Origin of the sequence: Streptomyces sp. NBC_01166, from assembly GCF_045039765.1 — a bacterium.
In the GTDB taxonomy this organism is placed as follows: domain Bacteria; phylum Actinomycetota; class Actinomycetes; order Streptomycetales; family Streptomycetaceae; genus Streptomyces.
Map to the genome: position 1 here is coordinate 720,571 of NZ_CP108613.1, position 22,579 is coordinate 743,149.

Sequence of the window (22,579 nt, forward strand, 5' to 3'; positions counted from 1 at the left end):
GGCGCGCCCCGTCAGATGCCGGCGGGGGCCGAGGGCTCCGTGCCCGCCCGTGCGCACACCGAGGCGGCCGTCTCGGAGGCGAACGACAGCATGTCCCTCACCTCCTCCGGATACGGCGTCGCCGTGAAGGAGCCCAGGGCCCCCATGCGGCTCAGCAGTCCCGCGGTGAACGCGTCCCCCGCACCGATCGTGTTGACCACCTCGACCGGTGTGGCCGCGACGGAGACGGGCGGTGCGGTCGCCGTGTACGCCGTGCTGCCCCGGGCGCCACGGGTGAGGACCACCAGCCGTCCTCCCGCCGCCAGTTCCCGGCAGGTCTCCTCCGGATCGGCTCCGGGCCACAGCGTCTCCAGGTCCTCGTCGCTGACCTTCACGACGTGGGCCAGTCGGCACAGTTCGCGCAGAGCCGCCGAGCCGTGGTCCGCGCCCAGGGTGCGGTCCCGGCGGACGTTGGGGTCCACGACGAGCAGGGAGTGCTCGGCGGCCGCGGCGGCGGTGGCCCGCACGGCCGATGCCGCGGGCCCGACGACGGCCGCGAGCCCGCCCGCGTACACGGCACCGAAACCGGCGGCCCGCGTGGACAGGTCCGGCAGCCGGAAGGTCGCCGTGTCCTGGAGGTGGAAGTGGTAGCCCGTTCCCTCGGCCCCCGGCTCGGCGACGGCCAGCGCCGTGGGCAGGCCGGAGCGTTCGCAGAGGGTGAGGTCCACCCCGGCCGCCCGCAGCCGCTCCTCGATCGTGCGGGCGAAGCCGTCGCCACCCAGCCCTCCGGCGAACGCCACCGGGGTGCCGAGCCCGGCCAGCCCGATGGCGACGTTGGCCGGGGCCCCGCCGAACTGCGCGGCCCGCAGACCGCCGTCCCCGGCCACGGGCACGAGGTCGACGAGGGCCTCTCCGAGTACGAGGACGGCTCCGGGTCCGCCCGTCACGGCTCGACCACGATCTTGCGGCCGATGCCCGCCTTGAAGCGGTCGATGGCCTGCGGGTACTGGTCGAGCGGCAGCCGGTCGCTGATGAAGACGGCAGGGTCGAGGACCCCGGTGGCGAAGAGCGCGGCGGCGCGTTCGTAGCTGTGCAGGACGGCCATCGAGCCGGTGATGGTGATCTCCTGGTTGTAGATGCGGTACGGCTCGATGACGGCCGTCGTCGCGTAGTCGGCGACCCCGAACTGGAGGAAGGTCCCGCCCTTGGCGACGCGTCCCAGGCCGTCCTGGATGGCGGCCGCGTTGCCCGTGGCGTCGATGACGACGTCCCAGCCGCCGGGCCGCTCGAGCTCGTCGGCCCCGGCCGCCGACCGGGAGCAGCCGAGGAGGCCGGCCGTGGCGAGACGGTCGGGGTTGACATCCAGGATGTCCACGCCCGCCGCGCCGGTGCGCTTCGCGAGCTCCAGCATCATCAGGCCCATGGTCCCGGAGCCGTAGATCAGTACCTCGGCACCGAGGGTGCTGCTCAGTACGTCGTAGCCACGGACTGCGCAGGACAGCGGTTCGATGAGGGCCGCCTCCTTCACGTCGATGTGCTCGGGCAGCCGGACGCAGTTGGCGACGGGGGCCACGGCGTACTCGGCGGCGCCGCCGGAGACGGTGACGCCGATGGCGGCCCAGCGTTCGCAGAGGTTGCCGCGTCCACTGCGGCAGTAGCGGCACTCGTGGCAGTGCAGCGAGGGGTCGACGGCGACGCGGTCGCCGATGGCGAGCTCCGTGACGTCACGTCCGACGCCCACGATCTCCCCGGCGAACTCGTGGCCCGGGACGAGCGGCAGGGAGGGCGCGAACTCGCCCTGCAGGATGTGCAGATCGGTGCCGCACAGCCCGCAGGAGGCAACGGACACGACGACCTCGCGAGGGCCGGGCGTGGGGTCGGGGACGGTGGTGACGGAGATCTTCCCGGGTGCTTCGACGATGGCTGCCCGCATTATTTCACTGCTCCGAGAGACAGGCCCTGGACGAGTTTGTCCTGGGCGGCGTAGCCGGCGGCGAGCACCGGCAGGGACACGACGACGGACGCGGCGCACAGCTGGGCCAGGAAGAGGCCCTGGCTGGTGACGAATCCGGTGAGGAAGACGGGTGCCGTCTGGGCGACGACGCCTGTGAGCACCCGGGCGAAGAGCAGCTCGTTCCAGCTGAAGATGAAGCAGATCAGCGCGGTGGCAGCGATCCCGGGGGCGGCCATCGGTGCGACGACCCGGGCCAGGACGGTCGGCAGCCTCGCGCCGTCGACCTGGGCGGCCTCGATGACCGACACCGGCACGTCCGCGAGGAAGGACTGCATCATCCAGACCGCGATCGGCAGGTTCATCGAGGTGTAGAGCAGGACGAGGAGCCAGATGTTGTCCAGCATCCCGGCGTTCTTGGCGAACAGGTAGACCGGGAGGAGCCCCGCGACGACGGGCAGCATCTTCGTGGAAAGGAAGAAGAACATCACGTCCGTCCACTTCCGCACGCGCCGGATGGAGAGGGCGTACGCCGCCGGGAGCGCCAGCAGGAGCACCAGGACCGTGGAGAAGAAGGAGGCCCCCAGGGAGTTGAGCAGGGGTGGCCATGGGGTCACACCGGTGTCGGCTCCGAAGAAGGCGCGGTATCCGTCGAGGGTGAGCGGCGCGAAGAGGGAGGGCGGGTTGGTGGCGGCGTCGGACTCCGCGTGCAGCGAGGTCAGCAGCATCCAGAGCGCGGGCAGGCAGAAGGCGAGTCCTGCCGCCCAGGCCAGCAGGCCGAGTGCGGCGGAGCGCCGTCGGGCCCGTCGCAGGACGCGTCGCGCGGACGGGGCGGGCGCGGGGACGGTGGCGGTGGTCATGCGCGGTTCGCCTCCTCACTGAAGAGGGACGAGACGGTCCGGAGCGCGAAGGTGGCGATGATGATCGTGCCGATCACCACCACGACTCCCGCTGCGGACGCCAGTCCGTATTCGTGGGCCTGGTAGAAGGTCTGGTAGATCGTGTAGGGAAGGTTGGCGGTGTCGAGTCCGCCCGCGGTGATCGTGAACACCGCGTCGAAGTTCTGCACGATGTAGACGGCCCCGAGCAGCACGCCGAGTTCGAGGTACCTGCGCAGGTGCGGCAGGGTCAGGTAGCGGAAGGTCTGCCAGGCGCTCGCCCCGTCCAGACGCGCGGCCTCGACGACCTCCGCGGGCCGGCTCTGAAGCCCCGCGAGCAGGATCAGCATCATGAACGGCGTCCACTGCCAGACCAGTGCGGCGATGACCGCGAGCAGCGGCATGTCCGCGATCCAGTCCGGTTGGCTCGGGCTCGTGTCGCCGAAGAGGTCTCCCACCCAGCTGAGCGCGCCGTTGAGGAGGCCGTACTCCGGGTTGTACAGCGCGTGCTTCCACAGGAGCGCGGCGGAGACGGGCACGATCAGGAACGGCGTGATGAGCAGGGTACGGACCATGCCCCGGCCGAAGAACGTACGGTCCAGGAGCAGCGCGAGGGCCAGTCCGATGACGACGGTGGCGAGGACGACGCCCACGGTCAGCAGGATCGTGGTGAGGACCGAGTCGCGGAGCGCGGCGTCGGTGAAGACGGACGCGTAGTTGTCGAGCCCGTTGAAGGCGCGTTTGTCGGGGCTGAGGGAGTTCCAGTCGAAGAGCGAGATCACCAAGGTCGCCACGAACGGCAGCTGGGTGACGACGATCAGGAAGACCAGTGCGGGGAGCAGCGGAGCCCTCGTGGCCCACGCCCGGGCGCCGTTCCTCCTGCGGGCCGGGGCCGCGGGTGGCCGGGGTGGTGACTGGGGTGTGGTGCCGACTGCTGTGGTCATCGGTACTCCTTGGCAACCTGTTCGGCCAGCTTCTGGGAAGCGGCCAGCGCCTTGTCGACGGACTGGCGGCCGGCGATGGCCGCGCTGATCTCCTGCGCGACCCTGGTGCCGAGATCGGTGAACTCGGGGATGCCGACGAACTGGATCCCCGGCACGGGGCGCGGCTGGGTGCCCGGGTTCTTCGGGTCGGCCCCGGAGATGGCCTGCTCGGTGACGTCCGCGAAGGCACCTGCCGCCTTGCGGTATTCGGGGTTCTCGTAGGTGGAGGCGCGTTTGCCGGCCGGCGCGTTGGACCAGCCGCTGGTCTCGCCGACGAGCGACTCGTACTCCTTGCTGGAGGCCCAGGAGACGAACTTCCACGCGTCGTCCGCCTTCTTGGACGCCTTCTGGATGCCCCAGGCCCAGGTGTAGAGCCACCCGGAGCTCTTGGTCTCCTCGACCGGCGCGGGCACGTAGCCGATCTTCCCCTTGACCGGGGAGCCCGCCGCCTCCAGCGAACCGGCGCCCGCCGTGGCGTCGTACCACATGGCGGTCTTGCCCTGCGTCATGTTGTTGAGGCACTCGGCGTATCCGGACTGGGAGGCGCCGCGCTCGCCGTGCTTGCGCACGAGGTCCACGTAGAACTGGGTGGCCTTCTTGAACTCGGGTGAGGTGAGCCGGGGTTTCCAGTCCTCGGTGAACCAGGTGCCGCCCATGGTGTTGACCACGGTGGTGAGCGGGGCGACGAGCTCGCCCCAGCCGGGCAGTCCGCGCAGGCAGATGCCCTTCATGCCGGACTCGGCGCCGTCCGCCCTCGCCGCGAGCTCCGCCACCTCGGTCCAGGTGGGGTGCGCGGGCATGGTCAGCCCCTTCGCGTCGAAGACGTCCTTGCGGTACATGAGGAAGGACGACTCGCCGTAGAAGGGTTCGGCGTAGAGCTTGCCCTCGGCGGTGAGTGACTCCCTCAGCGGTTCGAGGATGTCGTCCTGGTCGAAGGCGGTGTCCTCGGCGGCGTAGGTGTCGAGGGGGTGCAGCCACTCGTTCTTCGCGAAGAAGGGCACTTCGAAGTTGCTGATGGTGCCGACGTCGTACTGTCCCGCCTGGTTGGAGAAGTCCTGACTGATCTTGTCGCGGACGTCGTTCTCCGGGAGCACCGTGAAGTGGACCTTGATGCCGGTCTCCTCGGTGAAGTGCTCGGCGGTCAGCTTCTGCAGCTCCAGCATCTGGGGGTTGTTCACCATCAGTACGTTCAGTGCGTCACCCCCTCCGAACGCGGTACCGCCTGCTCCGGCGCACCCGGCGGCGAGGAAGGCCATCACTGCCGTGCCCGCGACCGCACGCACGCGGGTCCCACGGCGTCGTTGCTGGTGGGGCATAGATTCTCCTGATCGGTCGTAGCGGCTCACGGATCGGTGCCCGTGCCCTCCGGCTCTCCTGACGGTTCCGGGCATGGCGGGGCTGCCCTCCGTCCCCGGCCTCGCTGGGGACGGCGGGGACGGAGACGGGGGCGGTGTGACGTTGTGGGGGCGGGGGTGTTCAGACGCGGATGACGTTCGGGCCTAGCAGGGAGTAGCGCTGGGCTTCCGCCGAGGGCAGACCGGTGTCGGTGACGACGGCCTCGAAGTCTCCGACACCGGCGAAGCGGCAGAAACTCACCGCTCCGAACTTCGAGTGGACGCCGGCGAAGACACGGCGGCGGGCGCTGCGCATGGCCTGCGCCTTGACCTCGCCGACCGCCGGGTCCGGGGTGGTCAGCCCGTACTGGCGGGAGATGCCGTTCGCACCGACGTACGCCAGGTCGATGACGAAGTCGGCGAGCATACGGGTCGCCCAGTGGTCGACGGTCGCCATGGTGCTGCCGCGCACCCGCCCGCCGAGGAGGAGCACGGCGGTCTTCTCCGAGTCCGCCAGGACCGTGGCGACGGCCAGGGACGCCGTGACCACCGTCAGCGGCCGGTCGCGGGGAAGCGCTTCGGCGATGAGCTGCGGGGTGAAGCCCTCGTCGACGAAGACCGTCTCGGCGTCACCGAGCAGCTCGGCGGCGGCCGTCGCGATCCGTGACTTCTGCGGTACGTGGTGCGTGGTGCGCATCGCCAGGGTGGTTTCGAACCCGGCGCTCTCGACCGGGTACGCACCACCGTGCGTGCGCCGGACGAGCCCGTGCTCCTCCAAGGTGTGCAGATCGCGCCTGATGGTCTCCTTGGCCACCTCGAACCGTTCGGCCAGCCGGTTCACGTCGACCGAACCGTCCCGTCGGGCCGTCTCGAGAATTCCCCGGCGGCGTTCCTCGGTGCCCACGACACATCCCTGCGCTAGTGCGAATCAGCCGTGGGCCCGGCGTCCGTTCGGGCCCACGCATTGTTTGTACAAGCAGAAACGGCTGTACGACCAGCTTCTTCGCGCCTCGGCCTCTGCCCGTTCATGCCCGTTTCCCCACAGGCTCCCACGCAGGTGGTCCGCGCTCCGGCGGCGACGGGGCGCCCGCGCAACGCCTGCTTCGCCCCGCGAGGTGCCCGTTTCGTGCCCGTCAGCGGTCACACAGGTGTGGGAGCCACTAGCACAACCGTGCCGTGATCGCGGCGAGAACAGCAGAGAAATGTCTGATTGCACACCTCAAGGCACGATTTCGGCCAACATTCCGGGCCTCGGGAGCCCGCGGACAACCTCCGGCCGTGTTCGCCCTCTCTCATGGGCAAAGCGACTCCACCGCCCCGACGGGGCACCCGGACATCGGAGAACGATGAGCAGCAGAACCCCCCGCAACCGCCTGTGGCGTCCGGTTGTCGCCGCAGCCGCGGCGATCACCGTGACCGCCGGCGTCGTCGCCGCGGCGCCCGACAGCGAGCAGGCGACGTCTGTTCCCCAGCTCGGTCTGGTCGCCGCCTCGAAGTCGGTGACGCTCGACTCGTGGAAGGAGGACCCGGGCGTCTACCTGGACCTCGGGACGTATCTCACCTCTTCCGGAGCCCCGCTGGAACTGCGGGTGACCCGTAAGAGCTACAAGGACCCGGTCATCGCCACCCAGGTCATCCACGAGGGGAACAAGACCCGGACCAAGGCCCTGCCCAAGGGCCTGGTGAAGGACTTCTCGGGGCTGCCGGACTTCGTCCGGATCACGGTCCGGGACGCCGCGGGCAAGGCTGTGGTGAACCGCACGGAGTCGTTCTGCCCGAACAACGCGTCGGGCCGGATCCTGCCCGACGCCCCGTCCACGTCGAAGTATCCCGAGAGCTGCCCGACGAACCCCTTCACGCTCGGATCGGTGTGGGGCGTCGAGAAGGGCTGGGCGTCCAACACCTATGCGGGCTACTACGCGGCGCCGGTCGCCCTGCCGGCCGGGACGTACACCGCGGAGGTGGCCGTCACCCAGCGCTACCGCGATCTGTTCAAGATCGCTGACGAACCGCAGACCGTCAAGGTGACCGTGCGCGAGCGCAGTTGGGAGGAGGAGAGCCCCGCCGGCGCCGCGGGCGCCCGTTCCGCGTCGGAGCACGCGGCCCACGGGGCCGGGCACTCGGGCCACGCCGGCCACACCGCCGTGCGGACTCCCGCCCCGGTGTCGGCGACCACCGGTGCGGGTCCCTCGTACAACGTGGGCCACGGCCCCCACCCGCCGGCGCCCGCCGCCGTGCCGTGGGCGGCCAAGCGCGAAGGCCTCCGGTCGGCGCAGGGCGACGGGCCGGGGCGTACGGACGGCTCCCGGCAGGCGCCCGCGGCACAGCCGAACGCGCAGCGGCCGACGGGCCGGGCCGCCGTTCCGGACGTCCCCAAGCCCGACCTGCGCTCCCTGCCCGCCTACGGGATCACCATCGGACAGGGCGACGCGGACGCGCCGGGCAAGGACTATCTGGCCTTCAGCGCCAACGTGTGGAACGCGGGCCCCGCACAGCTGGTCGTGGACGGCTTCCGCAAGCCGGGCAACGAGCTGATGGACGCCTACCAGTACTTCTACGACGCCTCGGGCAAGCAGGTCGGCTACACCCCGACCGGCACCATGGAATGGGACCCCCGCCCGGGTCATGAGCACTGGCACTTCACCGACTTCGCCAGCTACCGGCTGCTGAAGGCGGACCAGAAGGAGACCGTGCGCAGCGGCAAGGAGGCCTTCTGCCTGGCCAACACCGACGCGGTCGACTACACGGTGAAGAACGCCAACTGGCACCCGGACAACACCGATCTGTCCACGGCGTGCGGCCAGGAGAACTCCATCTCCGTACGGGAGGTGCTCGACGTGGGTTCCGGTGACACGTACACCCAGGACCTTCCGGGCCAGTCCTTCGACATCACCGGCCTGGCGAACGGCACGTACTACATCCAGGTGCTGGCCAACCCGGAGAACCGGCTCAAGGAGACCGACCTCGGCAACAACAGCGCCCTGCGGAAGGTGGTCCTGGGCGGCAAGCCCGGTGCCCGCACGGTGACCGTACCCAAGCACGACCTGGTCGACGCGCCCTGAGACCCGGCCTGCCGCGCGGCCCCCGGGACATGCTCCCGGGGGCCGCCGTCGTCGCCCGTGCGAGGGCAACCGCTGCCTCCCACCAGCGAGTTGCTGTGGCAGACTTCGCAGGCGGAGCGGTTCACCTCATCTGCGACGGAGCGCGTCATGACGACTGGGACACCCCGGCCCCCGATCGACACCAGCAGGCCTCACTCGGCTCGCGTGTACGACTCGCTGCTCGGCGGCAAGGACAACTACCCGGTGGACCAGGCGGTGGCACAGCAGCTGCCGGCCGAGGCGAAGGCCGGTGCGTTCCAGAACCGTGCCTTCATGAACCGGGCGACGGCCTGGCTGGCCGGCGAGGGGATCAGCCAGTTCCTCGACATCGGCACGGGGATCCCGACCGCGCCGAACCTGCACCAGATCGCCCAGGAGATCGATCCGCGGTCACGGGTCGTCTACTGCGACAACGACCCGATCGTCCTGCGCCACGCGGAGGCACTCCTGATCAGCAGTCCGGAAGGGGCCACGGACTACGTCCACGCGGACGTGCTCGAACCGGCCACGATCATCGCGGCGGCGCGCAAGGTCCTGGACTTCGACCGGCCCATCGCCCTCTCGCTCCTGGGTCTTCTCCACTTCCTCCCGGACGACCAGGACCCGCGGGCCATCGTGCGCACTCTGGTTTCCGCCCTGGCACCGGGCAGTTACGTGGTGCTGTCGCAGGGCGCCTCGGACGTGAACCCCGAGCGCGGCGAACAGGGTGCGGCCGAGTACGGCAAGGGGGGTATCCGGCTCGCTCTGCGCACCCGCGCCGAGTTCGCCGGCTTCTTCGAGGGCCTGGACATCGTCGAGCCGGGTCTGGTGACGGCTCCCGAGTGGTTCCGCGGCACGTCGGCCCCCGAGCAGGAGTTCAGCGGCGTATACGTCGCGGTCGCCCGCATCCCGTAGTCACGGTCCGGAAGGGGACGTGTCCATGACCGAGGACCACCAGCACGCGGCGGCCGAGGCGTTCGACGCCATCGGGGCCGACTACGAGACGGCCTTCGCCGGCTCGGCCGCGCACCACGACTCGCTGGACCGGCTGCTGGAGCGGCTGGCGCCGCACAGCAGGATTCTGGATGTCGGCAGCGGGACGGGCCGGCCGACCGCCCACACCCTGGCGGCCGCCGGGCACGAGGTGCTGGGTGTCGATGTCTCGCCCGTCATGGTGGACCTGGCGTCCCACCGGGTCCCCGGGGCGTCGTTCCGCCGGGCGGACATCCGGGAGGTCCCCCTGGAGAAGGAGAGCTTCGACGCCGTCTGCGTCTATTTCTCGCTCCTGCAGATGTCGCGCGACGAGCAGCGCGCGCTCGTGCACCGTCTGGCGGAAGCGCTCAGGCCGGGCGGTCATCTGGTCCTGGCGACCGTGCCGCTGGACGTGGAGGGCGTCAGCACCGTCTTCATGGGCCAGGAGGTGCGGGTCACCAGCTTCGGGCCCGAGGCGCTCAGGGCGCTCGCGGCCGATGCCGGGCTGACCGTCGTGCACGAGACCGGGGCGGTCTTCACTCCGGACCGCGCCGGAGCGGTGCCGGAGCCTCATCTGTTCCTGGACTGCCGTCGGTGACCCGCCGGGTGTCGCGTCACCCCGGCCCGTCGATCTCGGGCTGCAGCAGCTGTTCCGTCCAGATGACCTTGCCGCCGTCGTCGGTGTAGCGGGTGCCCCAGCGTTCGGCCAGCTGGGCGACGAGGAAGAGGCCCCTTCCCCCCTCGTCCATGCTGGCCGCCTGGCGCAGATGGGGTGAGGTGCTGCTGCGGTCGGACACCTCGCAGATCAGCGTCCTGTCGCGGATCAGCCGTACGCCGATCGGGCCGTTGGCGTAGCGGATGGAATTGGTGACCAGTTCGCTGAGGATCAGCTCGGTCGTGAAGGCCTCCTCGACCAGATTCCACTCGTTCAGCTTGCGGGACACGTCGGAGCGCACCCGCGCGACCGCGGAGGGATCGGAGGGCACGTCCCACTCGGCCACGTTCTCGGGGGCGAGACAGCGGGTGCGTCCGACGAGCAGCGCGATGTCGTCGCGGGCCTTGGCGGGCACCAGGACACGGAGAACGGCCTGGCAGGTCTCCTCCGGTGTCCGGTCGGGGTGTCCGGACAGGGTCTCGCGCAGCATCTCCAGCCCCTCGTCGATGTCGCGCTGGCGGTCCTCGACGAGCCCGTCCGTGTAGAGCACCAGACGGCTGTTCTCCGGAAGCTCCAGGTCGAGGGTCTCGAAGGGCATGCCGCCGAGCCCCAGGGGCGGGCCGCCCGGGACGTCGGCGAACACGGCCTCGCCCTCGGGGCTGACGATCACCGGCTGGAGGTGGCCCGCGCGGGCCATGGTGCAGCGTCCGGACGCCGGGTCGTAGATCGCGTAGAGGCAGGTGGCCCCGGTGACGCCGCCGCCTCCCTCCGAGCCCTCGGCCGACTCGTCCTGGTCGATGCGGGCGACGAGCTCGTCCAGGTGCCACAGCAGCTCGTCGGGCGGCAGGTCCAGCGTGGAGAAGTTGTGGACCGCCGTGCGCAGGCGCCCCATGGTGGCCGCCGCGTGGAGTCCGTGCCCGACCACGTCCCCCACCACGAGGGCGACCCGGGCGCCGGGCAGCGGGATGATGTCGAACCAGTCGCCGCCGACACCGCCCAGCCCGCCGAGCCCGGCCTGCGCGGGGAGGTACCGGTAGGCGGCGTCGATGGCGCTCTGGTCGGGAAGCCCCTGCGGCAGCAGGCTGCGCTGCAGGGTGACCGCCACGTTGTGCTCACGGGAGTAGCGGCGCGCGTTGTCTATGCTCACCGCGGCGCGGGCGACCAGCTCCTCCGCGACGGACAGGTCCTCGTCCTCGAACGGCTCGGGGGTCTCGGCCCGCCAGAACAGGGCAGCGCCGAGAAGCACGCCCCGGGCCCGCATCGGGACGGCCATCATCGAGTGGAATCCGCTCTCCACGATGCGCGCGGCGCGTTCCGGGTTCTGCTGCTGCCAGCCGGCGCGCCGCGCCAGATCGGTGTCGAGGACGGCTTCGCCCCTGAGCAGGGCGGCCCCGATGTCCGTGGTCTCGAGGAAACGGATCACCGAGCCGAGCGGGTGGAGCCCGGTGTCGTCGCGGGGGCCGCTGAAGGCCGAGCGGCGCAGGCCGTCGGTGGTGGCCCGGGCGGTCGTGGGTTCCTCGCCGCGCAGCACGCCTTCGGCCAGGTCCACGGTGGCGTAGTCGGCGAAGCGAGCCGTGGCGAACTCCGTCAGCTCCTCGCACGTCCGTACGACATCCAGGGCGGTGCCGATCTCCGTGCCCGCGTCGTAGAGGAGCTTCAGCCTGCCGCGCGCCATGGCCGCGCTGCCCGTGAGCGCCTGCAGCTCCGTGGTGTCACGCAGGGTCGTCACGCTCCCGGGCGGCCCGCCGTGCCTGTCCGTGGCCCGCTGGCTGATGGCCAGGATGCGGTCGCCCACGGAGTGCACCTCGTCGGTCGCGCTGCGCCCCGAGGTCAGCAGTCGGGTGGTCACCGGGTCGAGCCCGAGCTCCTCGACGGGCGTGCCCTCGATGTCCGGGGGCAGGTGCAGGAGCCTCCGCGCCTCGTCGTTGGCCAGCAGGAGCCGCCCGTCGCCGCCGACGATGAGCACGCCCTCCCGCACGGCGTGCAGAACGGCGTCGTGGTGCTCGTACATCTGGGTCATCTCGGTCGGGCCGAGCCCATGGGTCTGGCGTTTCAGGCGTCTGGTGACGAGGGCGGTGCCTCCCATGGTGAGCAGCAGGATTCCCGCGGCCGAGCCGAACAGGAGGGGGAACTGGTCCTCGGCGGCCCCGCTGACGCTCTTGATGGTGATGCCCGCGGACACCAGGCCCAATACCTGGCCGTTCGCGCCCTGCACCGGCACGACGGCCTGGACGAGCGGTCCGATGGTTCCGTCGACCTTCTCGGTGACGACACGGCCCTCCAGGGCGGGCTCCACGGTGCCGACGAACTTCTTGCCGATCCTGTCGGGCAGGGGATGCGTGTAGCGGACGGAATCGAGGTTCATGACGACGATGAAGTCGACTCCGGAGCCCTTGCGCGCCGCCTCGGCCTTGGGCTGGAGTACGGCGGTGGGATCGGGGCTCCGCAGAGCCGCGTCCACGCCGGGGGCGTTCGCGAAGGTCTCGGCCACGGCGACGGAGCGATTACGGGCTTCCCGTTCGCTGTCGGCCCGGGACTGCAGCACAAGCGCGGCCACGGATGCAGCGACGAGCAGCACCACGATCGCCACCTGCAGGAGAAAGACCTGACCAGCGAGGCTTCTCATCCGGAGAAACGAACGCGGGCGGCCGTAGCGTCCGGCCATGTCCCCCTTTCTACACGGCTTCCCGCTTCCTCGCCGCCCCGCCGTACGCGCGGGCACGTGGATGAGAGAGGTGACCGTGGAACCAGGGCGGGGCGGCACCCGGAGAGGGTGGCAGGGGCGGCCGGAGCCCCGTCAGGGCCAGCGGCTACTGCAGGGCGCGCACCGCGGCGGCGAAGAGCCGGGGCATCCGGTGGGCGGCGGGCACGATCAGTCCGGCGGTCCAGGGGTGTCCCGCGGCGCCCAGCAGCGCTCCGGTGAGCAGGCGGTGCCGTCGTGTCAGCCGCGCCCACTGCGCGGGGTAGGCCTCTGGCCGGCCCGAGGCGAGGCAGTCGACGGCCGCCGAGGCGGTCGCCGCGGCCAGGGCGATGCCCTCGCCGGTGAGCGCGTCGACGTAGCCCGCCGCGTCACCCGCCAGCAGGACCCGGCCGGCCCTCGGTGCGCTCGCGCTCCGGCGCAGCGGGCCGGCGCCGCGCACGGGGCCAGCCTCAAGTCCGCGGAGCCTGCCGGCCAGGGCGGGGAAGGCGGAGAGGTGCTGCTCGTAGGAACCCTGGTGGCGGCTGAGCACGGCCACTCCCACGAGCCCCTCCCCCACCGGTGTCACATAGGCCTCGCCGAGCCGCGACCAGTGGACTTCCACGAGGTCCGTCCAGGGGGCGGTCCGGTAGTGCCGGCGCAGCCCGTATCTGCGGGGTGCGGAGCAGGGGCGTTCCAGGCCGAGCGCACGGCGCAGCGGTGAGTGCAGGCCGTCGGCGGCGATCAGCCATCGGGCGGTCAGCCCCGCCGCCGTGACGCTGTCGGGCCCCTGGCGCACCTCCGCCGCCCGGCCGGCGACGACGCGTACCCCGAGGTCCTGGGCGCGCCGGTGCAGGACGGCGTGGAGCTCTGTGCGGCGGACGCCGAGCCCGGAGCTGCCCCGGAAGGCCGCCTCGGCCTGTCGGGGGCCCTCGACGTACCGGATCCCCCGGAGTTCGCTGCCGGCCGGAGTGACCCCCAGGGCGCGCAGGGCCGCCACTCCGCTGGGCATGATTCCCTCGCCGCAGGCCTTGTCCACGGGCATGGGCCGTGGTTCGACCACGACGGCCTCCAGGCCGGCCGCGGCGGCCCGGATCGCCGCCGCGAGGCCGGCCGGTCCGCCGCCCGCCACCAGGATGTCGATCACGCGCGTGCGTCCGCTCCGACGAGGCGGGCCAGCGCGCCGTCCTCGCACCGGATGCGTACGGTCATGAGCGCCGCGTTGCCCACGGTGAACAGGACGGCGGTCACCCAGGCGCCGTGGACCAGCGGAAGGGCGGCTCCCTCGGCGGCGACCGCCACGTAGTTCGGATGGCGCAGCCACCGGTAGGGGCCGCCGGTCACCAGTGGCAGGCCGGGGACGACGATCACCCGGGTGTTCCAGCGGCGCCCCAGCGTGCGGACGCACCACCAGCGCAGTCCCTGCGCGGCGGCCACCACCGCGACCATGGCCCAGCCGGACCAGGGCACGAACGGGCGGCCGGCCAGCCATGTCTCGGCGAGACACGCGGCGAGCAGCCCGGTGTGCAGGGCCACCATCACCGGGTAGTGTCCACGCCCCGCTTCGGTGCCGCCCCGGGCCAGGCTCCAGCGGGCGTTGCGTAGCGCCACCGCGAGCTCGGCCAGGCGTTCGGCGGCGACGGCCAGCACGAGGGCCGTGTACCAGATCATGTGTTCCTCCGGACTACCAGCGCAGCAGCACCAGTTCGCAGCAGAAGCCGGGGCCCATGGCCATCAGCAGACCGGGCGTTCCGGGCTCGGGTCTCCGCTGTTCCATCGTGTCCCGCAGGACGTGCAGGACCGAGGACGACGACAGGTTGCCGACCTCGGCGAGCGAGCGCCAGGTGACGTCCAGGGCGCCCTCGGGCAGGGACAGGACGTCGGCGACGGCGTCCAGGACCTTGGGGCCGCCGGGATGGCAGACCCAGCGGGCGACGTCCTTCGGTTTCAGCCCGTGCTCCTCCAGGAAACCGCTGACGTCCTCGGCCAGATATCGGCGTACGACGTCGGGGACGGCCGGGTCGAGGACCACTCTGAAGCCGGAGCCGCGGATGTCCCAGCCCATGACGTGCCCGGTGTCCGGGTACAGGCGGCTGCGGGTGTCCACCACCTCCGGGCCGTCCACCGACGTCCGGTGGCCGTCGCCGACGAGGACCGCCGCCGCGGCGCCGTCGCCGAACAGCGCGGTGGCCACCAGGTTGGCGGGGCTCGCGTCGTCCCGCTGGAAGGTCAGGGAGCAGAGCTCGACCGAGAGCAGCACGGCCACCTGGCCCGGCCGGCCGTGCAGGTAGTCGTGCAGCCGCGCCACCCCGGCGGCTCCGGCGACGCAGCCCAGCCCGAAGACCGGAAGCCGCTTCACGTCGGGCCGAAGACCGAGACGCCCGACGAGCCGTGCGTCGATGGAGGGGGCGGCGATCCCCGTGACCGAGGTGAACAGCAGCAGGTCCACGTCGGCGGGGCGCAGTCCGGCCTTGCGCAGCGCGCCTCGGACGGCTTCGGCTCCGAGGTCGACGGCCGCTCCGATGAACACGTCGTTCGCGGCCCCGAAGCCGTCCAGTTCGCCGTAGCGCTCCAGGGGCAGCACCGTGTTCCGGTTGTGCACGCCCGCGTTGGCGTGGATCCGGTCGAGCACGCGGCGGTCGGTGCCCGCGGGCAGACAGGTGCGCGCCACCATGTCGGTGACGTCGCCCTGGGTGTGGCGGTGCGGCGGCAGGACTCCGTGCACGGCCGCGATCCGGGTCACCCTGGCCACCGCTTCGGAAAGGTCATGCCCACATCCTGCCTACAGAATGGGGCAAATCTGAGCACATGTGACGCGCGGCTGCCGTGTTCGTACGCCTCGGCGTCCTTACGATCGCCCCGTGGACACCACGGACCGGCCCTCGGCGCACGCGCCCTCCCTCCGCCTGTCCGGCCCGTGGCCGGGGCTCGCACTGTCCTGCCATCCGGGTCCGGTGGTGGCGGTGACCGCGCTCGTCACCGCGCTGGCCGTGAGCTCGGGGCCGGGGAGCGGCCGTCCGGTGCTGGTCGCCGGCGCCGTGCTCACCGGGCAGCTCTCCGTGGGGTGGTGCAACGACGCGTTCGACGCCCTGCGCGACGCCGAGGCCGCGCGGCCGGGCAAACCGGTGGCCCGGGGCGCGGTGAGCCGAAGTGCCGTGTGGGGCGCGGCGTTCACCGCGCTGTTCCTGTGCGTGGTGCTGTCGCTCGCGTGCGGTGGAGCGGCGGGTGCGGCGCATCTGGCCGGGGTCGTCGCGGCGTGGGCGTACAACCTGAGGCTCAAGGGGACGGTGGTGTCCTGGCTGCCGTACGCGATCGGCTTCGGCGCCCTTCCGTGTCTGGTCACCCTGAGCCTTCCCGGGAGCCCCTGGCCCGCGTGGTGGGCGGTGACGGCGGGTGCGCTGCTCGGCGTGGCGGCCCATCTGGGCGACGTGCTGCCGGACATCGAGGAGGATCTGCGGGCGGGTATCCGCGGTCTGCCCCAGCGGCTGGGCCCGGCCCGCACCCGGTTCCTGCTGCCCCTCCCGTTGGTGGCGGCCACCGCGGTGCTGGTCCTGGGCCCCGCGGGGCCGCCGGGCGGACTGGGTGTCGCCGTTCTCTCCGGTGTGGCTCTCTGCGCCGTGGCGGCGACGACGGTGTACGCGGGTCCACGGCCGGTCAGGGCGTGGCGCAAGACCGCGCTCGCGGGGACGGTGGCGGTGGCGGCGGCGGATGTTGCACTGCTGCTCGCCCGCGGTACGGAGATCGCCTGACGGCCCGTACGGACGTGCTGCCGTCCGTACGGGCCGTCAGCTCCGGCGTGACCGTTACTGGCCGGCGAGACCGGTGTGCGCGATACCGCGCACGATCTGCCGCTGGAAGAAGGCGAAGACGATCAGGAGCGGCATCCCGGCGATCACGAGCGAGGCCATGATCTGGGCGTACCGGACCCCGAAGGACGACTGGACGTTGACGAGGCCGACGGGCAGGGTCATGCCGCCCGGGTCGGTGGTCACGAGGAACGGCCAGAGGAAGTTGTTCCAGGTGGAGATGAAGGTGAAGATCGCCACGGCCGCCAGCACGGGCCGGGACAGCGGGATGACGATCGTCCAGAACACCCGCCAGCGGCCGGCGCCGTCGCAGAAGGCGGCCTCCTCCAACTCCCGGGGCACACCCTCGAAGAACTTCACCAGGATGAAGACCATGGCGGGCACGGCGACCTGGGGCAGGATCACACCCCAGTACGTGTCGACGAGGCCGAGCTGGACCATCTCGCGGAACAGGGGCGCGATGAGCACCTGCGGGGGCACCATGATGCCGGCGAGCACGAGCCCGTAGAGCAGTCGCCGGCCGCGGAAGTCGGTGCGGGTGAACCCGTAGGCGGCCATCGCGCACGTCACGACGGTCAGCAGCGTGGTCATGAGGGAGATGTACGCCGAGTTCATGAGCCAGACCATCAGGTCGCCGGACTCCCAGACCTTGGTGTACGCGTCGAAGGTGACGCGCGAGCCGATCCAGGAGAACGGTGTCTTCGTCGTGTCGCCCTCCGGCTTCAGGGAGGTGGCGACGGCCCAGGCGAGCGGCAGGAGCCAGGCCGCGGTGAGGAGCAGGGCGATGACGAGGAGGACGACCCTGCCGGGCGTCCAGCGCGGGCGGCGGCCCCCGGCGTCGGCGGACCGCTCCCGGCGTGGGGTGGGTCGGGTGGTGACGGTGGTGGAACCGCTCACTTCGCGGCCTCCTCAGCTCGGCGCCGGGACAGCAGCGGCTGCACCAGGGAGACGGTCAGGATCAGGGCGAAGAAGATGTACGAGACGGCGGAGGCGTAGCCGATGCGGTAGCCCGTGAAACCCTGCTGGTAGACGTACTGGAGGATCGGACGGGTGGAGTCGTCGGGGCCGCCGCCGGTCATGATGTATACCTGGTCGAAGATCTTCAGCGAGGCCAGTACCTGGAGGACCACGACCAGCCCCGTGGTGCGGCTGAGCATCGGCAGGGTGATGTGCAGGAGCCTCTTCCCGGCGCCCGCGCCGTCCAGTTCGGCGGCCTCGTACAGATGCGCCGGAATGGCCTGGAGGGCGGCGAGGTACAGCAGGAAGTTGAAGCCGACGGTCCACCAGACGGTGGTCGCCACGATGCTGAGCATGGCGTACCGCTCGTCCGTCAGCCATCCGATCTCCGGCGTCAGCCCGACGGCGGCGAGCAGCTGGTCGGCGAGGCCGAAGTCGGACGGCAGGATCATGTTCAGGAAGAGCAGGCAGACGACCCCGGACGGCAGCAGGAACGGCGCGAACCAGCTGAGCCGCCACAGCCACTGCACCACCCGCAGCTGGTGGGCGAGCAGCGCGAGCACGAGGCCGACGAGGACGAGGGGGACGGTGGACAGGACCGTGAACCAGACGGTGTTCCACAGCGAGGACCACACCTCGGGGTCGCGCACGGCTTCGGCGTAGTTGTCGAGGCCGACGAACTCACCTCCGGTGCCGGTGATGTTCTCGCTGGTGAGGCTCATGTGCAGGCCGGATATGAGCGGCCAGATGAGGAAGCCGGCGTAGACGAGGAGGAAGGGCGCGATGAACACCAGGCCGTGTTCGGTCCACTTCCTGTGCACGGCGCGGGCCGGGCGCCCGGCCGCACCCTCGGCGGGCTTCGCCACGGGTGCCGGCGCCGCCGCGGTGGTGGAGGTCATGACGCGGCTCCCGGGAGGGGGTTACGGGTGTCGAGGAGTGTCCGCAGCCGGGCCTTGGCCTCGGCCAGGGCGTTGCGCGGGCTCCTGGAGCCGGTGAGGACCCCGGAGAACACGGCTCCGAGCTCGATCCACAGCCGGGAGGCGGAGCCGGCGAACCACGCGGGTTCGTCCAGCGCCACGTCGTCGATCACAGTGCGGTACTCGGACTGCGGCTTCAGGGCGAGGTAGGCCGGATCATCGAGCACCGGCAGATAGGCGGGCACGTGCCCGCCCTCGGCCCAGGCCACGGAGTGCTTCAGCATCCAGGCGACGAGCGTGTGGGCCGCCTCGTTCGGGGCTCCCCCGCGGTCCGCCTGGTGCGGCAGGACCAAGGCGTGGCAGTCGGCCTGCGTGGCCGCGGTCCCGAAGAGCGCGGGAATGCGGGTCATGGAGAACGGCAGCCCGGTGGCCTTGAAGGTGGTGATCTCCCATTCGCCGTTGAGATGGAAGGCGGTCTTCCCGCCGTTGAAGACGCCGACGGATCCGGCGTAGTCGACGCGGCGCACCATCAGCCCTTCCTCCACGAGGCGGGCCAGGTACTCCAGCACCTGCAGCGCCTTGGCGTCGTCGAGCGCGAGGCGCTTGCCGTCCGCGGAGAGCACCGTGCCGCCGGTCTGCGCGTAGAAGCTGGAGAAGAGACGCCAGGGCGTGATGCAGTCGGGCCCGAGCGTCTCGGTCACCAGGCCCGGCTGTCCGGTCGCCTTCTTCGCGGCGCGCAGTGCGTCGGCGAAGTCGTCGGCACCGCTGATCGGCTTGAGCCGGCCGCCCGACATGAGTCCGGCCTTCTCGCAGATCTCGGTCTGGTAGTAGAGGACGAAGGGATGGGTGTCGAGCGGGACGGCGTACTGCTTGCCGCCCACCTGGCCCCGGCGCCAGATGTCCGGCGGGAAGTCCTTCTCCCGTATGCCGCGTTCGGCCAGCAGGTCGAGGTCGAACGGGTCGAGGAGCCTGCCGGGGGCGAAGCCCGCGAGCCGGGCGAGGTGGAGGGCGGCGAGCTCGGGCGCCCGCCCCCCTGCGCCGGCCATGCCGAGCTTCGTGTAGTACGGGGCGCCCCACTGCAGGGTCGAGGCTTCCAGCGCGATCTCCGGGTGCCCGGACCGGAAGCCGTCCAGCATTCCCTGCATGTTGACGCCGTCGCCGCCGCCGAACAGGTGCCAGTACCGCAGCAGGGTCTGTCCCGGACCCGCGGCGGTCGCCGGTGCTGCGCAGCCGGACAGGGAGCCCAGGGCTCCGGCGGCGGCCAGGGCGCCGGCACCGCCCGCGAGGGCTCGGCGCCGGCTGAGGAGGGGTGGTTGCATGGCGGCTCGTCTCGGCTCGTCTCTGAGGTGCGGGGACGCGTGAAGGGAGGCGGCACGTTCGATATTTCGACGCGTGACCGCTACTTCGGACGGGACCGTAGGCGCGGGAAAACGTCGCGTCAATGACTCACGCTGAAATTGCGAACAATGTTCGACACCACGAACAAGCCCCCGTCCCTGGCCCCTTGGAACCGGCGGACCGGAACGCTCACGCGAGGAGATATCGCGGGGATGCCCACACATTTCTTACTGGGGGGTAGGCCTGCCCGGCAGCCTTGCTATACCTTCCGTCTAACAAGGAGGACGGAGGGCGGCCCGGCCGGGACCGGAGCCGGTCCCTTGCTCACGGCTGCCGCCGTCTCCGGTCGGCAGCACGGGATATGACCACCCGTCACCGACATTCGCATGTGACAGCGCCAAGGAACATCACTGACGAACCGAGGAGCCGCACCATGGCAAGCAGCACTGTTCGGCCGGATGCCGAGGACCGGCCGCCCGAGGACCACCTCACCCGGCGCCTGCTCGAGTCGGCGGCCACGCTGGCGTACGACCCCGCCACCGAGGTCGACTGGGACACGCCGCTGGACAAGGACTTCCACGGTGCGAGCCCCGAGTGGAGCACTCTGTACGGCACCGCGTACTGGGGCGAGCTGACCGAGGACCAGCGCAAGGAACTGACGCGCCAGGAAGCCGCCTCGGTGGCCAGCACCGGCATCTGGTTCGAGATGATCCTCCAGCAGATGGTCCTGCGCGACGTCTACGCGAAGGACCCCACCAGCGCGGACGTCCAGTGGGCACTGACCGAGATAGCCGAGGAGTGCCGGCACTCGATCATGTTCGCCCGCGGCGCCCAGAAGCTGGGCGCCCCGCCCTACCGGCCGCACCGGCTCGCGGTGGAGCTCGGGCGGGCGTTCAAGACACTCGCGTTCGGCGAGGCGGCGTACGCGGCGATCCTCGTCGCCGAGGAGGTCCTCGACGTCATGCAGCGCGACTGGATGCGGGACGAGCGGGTCGTGCCTTTCGTCCGCACCATCAACAACATCCATGTCGTCGAGGAATCCCGGCACATGAAGTTCGCCCGCGCGGAGACCCGCAAGCACCTCAGCGGCGCGGGCCCGGTACGACGGCGGATCAACGCCCTGGTCATCGCCATCGCGTCGTACGTGATCGTCACCAGCATGGTGAACAAGGACGTGTACGCCAACGCCGGACTCGATGGGAAGCGTGCCATCGAGGAGGCGAAGGCCAACGAGCACCACAAGTCGATGATGCGCTCGAGCTGTTCGGGCCTCATGGAGTTCCTGGCCTCGGCCCGGCTGCTCACCAAGCCCGCCCTGGCGTTCTACAAGCGTGCCCATCTGATCTGAGCGGACGAGATGACCTACGCCATCACCCAGACGTGCTGCGGCGACGCCACCTGTATCTCGGTGTGTCCCGTGAACTGCATCCACCCGACCCCGGAGGAACCGGACTTCGGCCGGACGGAGATGCTGTACATCGACCCGAAGTCCTGCATCGACTGCGGTGCCTGCGCCGACGCCTGCCCGGTGGAGGCCGTCTTCCCGGTGGACAGCCTCCCCTCCTCGCAGCAGGAGTACGGCCCGCTCAACGCGGCGTACTTCGCGGACCGGGAGCCCGCGCGGGCCCCCGAGGGGCCGAACTTCCACGTGTGGGGCGAGCCGTCCTTCGACCGCAGCCTGCCGTCGGACTTCGGACCGCTCCGGGTCGCGGTCGTGGGCACGGGGCCGGCCGGGATGTACGCGGCCGAGGACCTGCTGCTGCACACGGGCGCCGAGGTGACGCTGATCGACCGGCTGCCGGTCGCGGGCGGGCTCATCCGCTACGGTGTGGCGCCCGACCACCTGTCCACGAAGAAGGCCGGAGACACGTTCGCCAGGTTCCACACGCATCCGAGGGTGCGCATGTGCCTCGGCCTCGAGGTGGGCAAGGACATCACTCCGGAGGAACTCGCCGCACACCACGACGCGGTGATCTACGCCGTCGGCGCGTCGGCCGGCCGCCGGCTCGGGATACCCGGTGAGGAGCTGCCCGGCAGCATCTGCGCGACGACGTTCGTCTCCTGGTACAACGCCCACCCCGAGGTCGCTCCGGACGCCGTGGACCTGTCCGCGGAGCGGGTCGTCGTCGTCGGCAACGGAAACGTGGCCCTCGACGCGGCGCGGATCCTGGTCTCGGACCCCGACGCGCTGGCGGCCGGGGACATCGCCGGCCACGCGCTGGAGGCCCTGCGCGCGGGCTCGGTGCGCGAGGTGGTGCTGCTCGGGCGACGGGGGCCCGAGGACGCGGCGTACACCAGGCCGGAGCTGCTCGCGCTCAAGCACCTGCCCGGCGTGGAGCTGGTGGTCGACGGCCACGACCCGAGGACCGGTGCGGCGATCGACGCGGCGGAGCCCGGTGACAGGGCCGCGCTCCTGGCGGATGTGGCCCGCGAGGAGGTGGACTGGTCGCGCCCGCCGCCGACGGGGCGCCGTATCGTGTTCCGCTTCCACTCCGCGCCGGTGGAGGCGCTCGGTGACGGCGGTGTCCGCGCGGTGCGGGTGAGCGGCGGCGACGACGGCCGGGAGATACCGGCCGGGCTGCTGTTGCGGGCCGTCGGTCAGCGTGGACTGCCGGTCGCCGGGCTGCCGTTCGACGAGGCGACGGGGACCGTTCCGCACGAGGGCGGCCGGGTGACGGGCCGGCCGGGGACGTACGTCGTGGGATGGATCAAGCGCGGCCCCTCGGGCGGCATCGGGGCCAACCGGACCTGCGCCGCCGAGACCGTGGGCACGCTGCTCGACGATGCCGTCGGAGGCTCCCTGCCCGCACCGGAGCAGGGGGCGAAGGCTTTCCGGCGCCTCGTGCGCCGCCGTAACCGGCGGATCGTGGACGCCCGCGGCCTGGCGGAGATAGAGCGTGCCGAGCTCGCCCTGGGCCGCCGCGACGGCCGCCCCCGGGTCAAGCTGGCGACGCTGCCCGAGCTGGTGGCGGCGGCGCGGGGTGGCCGACGGCGCATCCCGGGCTGAACACCCTTCCCGGCCCGTCGGGTTCACCGACGGGCCGGACGGCCG

General features: G+C 71.4%; 19 protein-coding genes. 6 read left to right on the forward strand and 13 right to left on the reverse strand.

Annotation, left to right across the window (positions count from 1 at the left end):
• Positions 1-11: 11 nt before the first annotated feature.
• From OG379_RS03535 to OG379_RS03560, 6 genes are all read right to left on the reverse strand, one after another.
• Positions 12-926, reverse strand: a complete 915-nt coding sequence (locus OG379_RS03535) for a PfkB family carbohydrate kinase (RefSeq protein WP_405659154.1) — start codon at positions 924-926, stop codon at positions 12-14.
• Positions 923-1,912 carry a zinc-dependent alcohol dehydrogenase family protein gene (locus tag OG379_RS03540; protein ID WP_405659156.1) on the reverse strand — a complete coding sequence of 330 codons (990 nt, stop codon included), beginning with the start codon at positions 1,910-1,912 and terminating at the stop codon, positions 923-925. The genes OG379_RS03535 and OG379_RS03540 overlap by 4 nt, the downstream gene beginning before the upstream one ends.
• A complete protein-coding gene (locus OG379_RS03545; RefSeq protein WP_104791018.1) occupies positions 1,912-2,790 on the reverse strand; it encodes a carbohydrate ABC transporter permease in 879 nt (292 codons plus the stop codon). The genes OG379_RS03540 and OG379_RS03545 overlap by 1 nt, the downstream gene beginning before the upstream one ends.
• A complete protein-coding gene (locus tag OG379_RS03550) occupies positions 2,787-3,752 on the reverse strand; it encodes a carbohydrate ABC transporter permease (RefSeq protein ID WP_393754739.1) in 966 nt (321 codons plus the stop codon). The genes OG379_RS03545 and OG379_RS03550 overlap by 4 nt, the downstream gene beginning before the upstream one ends.
• Positions 3,749-5,107, reverse strand: coding sequence for an ABC transporter substrate-binding protein (locus tag OG379_RS03555; protein ID WP_405659158.1), 1,359 nt, complete (start codon positions 5,105-5,107; stop codon positions 3,749-3,751). Before OG379_RS03555 ends, OG379_RS03550 begins: the two co-directional genes overlap by 4 nt.
• A gap of 160 nt (positions 5,108-5,267) precedes the next feature.
• Positions 5,268-6,029: a DeoR/GlpR family DNA-binding transcription regulator gene (locus tag OG379_RS03560; RefSeq protein WP_393754743.1), complete on the reverse strand. Its 762-nt coding sequence runs from the start codon at positions 6,027-6,029 to the stop codon at positions 5,268-5,270.
• Between the two features lie 442 nt (positions 6,030-6,471).
• Between OG379_RS03560 and OG379_RS03565 the strand changes: the two genes are divergently transcribed.
• The 3 genes from OG379_RS03565 to OG379_RS03575 all read left to right on the forward strand — a co-directional run bounded on the left by OG379_RS03565 (position 6,472) and on the right by OG379_RS03575 (position 9,775).
• Entirely contained in the window at positions 6,472-8,187 is a 1,716-nt protein-coding gene (locus tag OG379_RS03565) for a lysyl oxidase family protein (protein WP_405659160.1), read from the forward strand.
• A gap of 147 nt (positions 8,188-8,334) precedes the next feature.
• On the forward strand, positions 8,335-9,120 hold the full coding sequence (locus OG379_RS03570; protein WP_405659162.1) for an SAM-dependent methyltransferase: 786 nt from the start codon (positions 8,335-8,337) through the stop codon (positions 9,118-9,120).
• Between the two features lie 25 nt (positions 9,121-9,145).
• Entirely contained in the window at positions 9,146-9,775 is a 630-nt protein-coding gene (locus OG379_RS03575) for a class I SAM-dependent methyltransferase (protein ID WP_405659164.1), read from the forward strand.
• Positions 9,776-9,791: 16 nt separating this feature from the next.
• On the opposite strand, the gene OG379_RS03580 is transcribed toward OG379_RS03575, so the two are convergent.
• The 4 genes from OG379_RS03580 to OG379_RS03595 all read right to left on the reverse strand — a co-directional run bounded on the left by OG379_RS03580 (position 9,792) and on the right by OG379_RS03595 (position 15,252).
• Complete coding sequence (locus OG379_RS03580) at positions 9,792-12,497, reverse strand: SpoIIE family protein phosphatase (protein WP_405659166.1); 2,706 nt, start codon at positions 12,495-12,497, stop codon at positions 9,792-9,794.
• A gap of 145 nt (positions 12,498-12,642) precedes the next feature.
• Positions 12,643-13,656 (reverse strand): NAD(P)/FAD-dependent oxidoreductase, encoded by a 1,014-nt coding sequence (locus OG379_RS03585; protein WP_405659169.1) that lies wholly within the window; start codon positions 13,654-13,656, stop codon positions 12,643-12,645.
• Positions 13,653-14,180, reverse strand: a complete 528-nt coding sequence (locus tag OG379_RS03590) for an isoprenylcysteine carboxyl methyltransferase family protein (RefSeq protein WP_362929582.1) — start codon at positions 14,178-14,180, stop codon at positions 13,653-13,655. Before OG379_RS03590 ends, OG379_RS03585 begins: the two co-directional genes overlap by 4 nt.
• Before the next feature lie 13 nt (positions 14,181-14,193).
• Positions 14,194-15,252, reverse strand: a complete 1,059-nt coding sequence (locus tag OG379_RS03595) for a type III polyketide synthase (RefSeq protein ID WP_405659171.1) — start codon at positions 15,250-15,252, stop codon at positions 14,194-14,196.
• Between the two features lie 118 nt (positions 15,253-15,370).
• Between OG379_RS03595 and OG379_RS03600 the strand changes: the two genes are divergently transcribed.
• A complete protein-coding gene (locus OG379_RS03600; protein WP_405659173.1) occupies positions 15,371-16,258 on the forward strand; it encodes a UbiA family prenyltransferase in 888 nt (295 codons plus the stop codon).
• A gap of 54 nt (positions 16,259-16,312) precedes the next feature.
• Here OG379_RS03600 and OG379_RS03605 read toward each other — a convergent pair whose 3' ends face one another.
• The 3 genes from OG379_RS03605 to OG379_RS03615 are packed head-to-tail and all read right to left on the reverse strand — an operon-like array spanning position 16,313 to position 19,508.
• Positions 16,313-17,212 carry a carbohydrate ABC transporter permease gene (locus OG379_RS03605; protein ID WP_405659175.1) on the reverse strand — a complete coding sequence of 300 codons (900 nt, stop codon included), beginning with the start codon at positions 17,210-17,212 and terminating at the stop codon, positions 16,313-16,315.
• The gene (locus OG379_RS03610) at positions 17,209-18,171 is read right to left on the reverse strand and encodes a carbohydrate ABC transporter permease (RefSeq protein ID WP_405659177.1); all 963 of its coding nucleotides are present in this window, start codon (positions 18,169-18,171) and stop codon (positions 17,209-17,211) included. The genes OG379_RS03605 and OG379_RS03610 overlap by 4 nt, the downstream gene beginning before the upstream one ends.
• On the reverse strand, positions 18,168-19,508 hold the full coding sequence (locus tag OG379_RS03615) for an extracellular solute-binding protein (protein ID WP_405659179.1): 1,341 nt from the start codon (positions 19,506-19,508) through the stop codon (positions 18,168-18,170). Before OG379_RS03615 ends, OG379_RS03610 begins: the two co-directional genes overlap by 4 nt.
• A gap of 452 nt (positions 19,509-19,960) precedes the next feature.
• On the opposite strand from OG379_RS03615, the gene OG379_RS03620 reads away from it, so the two are divergent.
• Together OG379_RS03620 and OG379_RS03625 are read left to right on the forward strand one after the other, a co-directional pair.
• Positions 19,961-20,875: a diiron oxygenase gene (locus OG379_RS03620; protein WP_405659181.1), complete on the forward strand. Its 915-nt coding sequence runs from the start codon at positions 19,961-19,963 to the stop codon at positions 20,873-20,875.
• A 9-nt stretch (positions 20,876-20,884) separates the two neighbouring features.
• Complete coding sequence (locus OG379_RS03625) at positions 20,885-22,534, forward strand: FAD-dependent oxidoreductase (protein WP_405659183.1); 1,650 nt, start codon at positions 20,885-20,887, stop codon at positions 22,532-22,534.
• Positions 22,535-22,579: the final 45 nt, after the last annotated feature.

Coding starts and splice junctions, on each gene's coding strand:
- OG379_RS03540 (WP_405659156.1), bottom strand. CDS start 1,912: ATGCGGGCAGCCATCGTCGAAGCACCCGGGAAGATCTCCGTCACCACC.
- OG379_RS03545 (WP_104791018.1), bottom strand. CDS start 2,790: ATGACCACCGCCACCGTCCCCGCGCCCGCCCCGTCCGCGCGACGCGTC.
- OG379_RS03550 (WP_393754739.1), bottom strand. CDS start 3,752: ATGACCACAGCAGTCGGCACCACACCCCAGTCACCACCCCGGCCACCC.
- OG379_RS03555 (WP_405659158.1), bottom strand. CDS start 5,107: ATGCCCCACCAGCAACGACGCCGTGGGACCCGCGTGCGTGCGGTCGCG.
- OG379_RS03565 (WP_405659160.1), top strand. CDS start 6,472: ATGAGCAGCAGAACCCCCCGCAACCGCCTGTGGCGTCCGGTTGTCGCC.
- OG379_RS03570 (WP_405659162.1), top strand. CDS start 8,335: ATGACGACTGGGACACCCCGGCCCCCGATCGACACCAGCAGGCCTCAC.
- OG379_RS03575 (WP_405659164.1), top strand. CDS start 9,146: ATGACCGAGGACCACCAGCACGCGGCGGCCGAGGCGTTCGACGCCATC.
- OG379_RS03580 (WP_405659166.1), bottom strand. CDS start 12,497: ATGGCCGGACGCTACGGCCGCCCGCGTTCGTTTCTCCGGATGAGAAGC.
- OG379_RS03590 (WP_362929582.1), bottom strand. CDS start 14,180: ATGATCTGGTACACGGCCCTCGTGCTGGCCGTCGCCGCCGAACGCCTG.
- OG379_RS03610 (WP_405659177.1), bottom strand. CDS start 18,171: ATGACCTCCACCACCGCGGCGGCGCCGGCACCCGTGGCGAAGCCCGCC.
- OG379_RS03615 (WP_405659179.1), bottom strand. CDS start 19,508: ATGCAACCACCCCTCCTCAGCCGGCGCCGAGCCCTCGCGGGCGGTGCC.
- OG379_RS03620 (WP_405659181.1), top strand. CDS start 19,961: ATGGCAAGCAGCACTGTTCGGCCGGATGCCGAGGACCGGCCGCCCGAG.
- OG379_RS03625 (WP_405659183.1), top strand. CDS start 20,885: ATGACCTACGCCATCACCCAGACGTGCTGCGGCGACGCCACCTGTATC.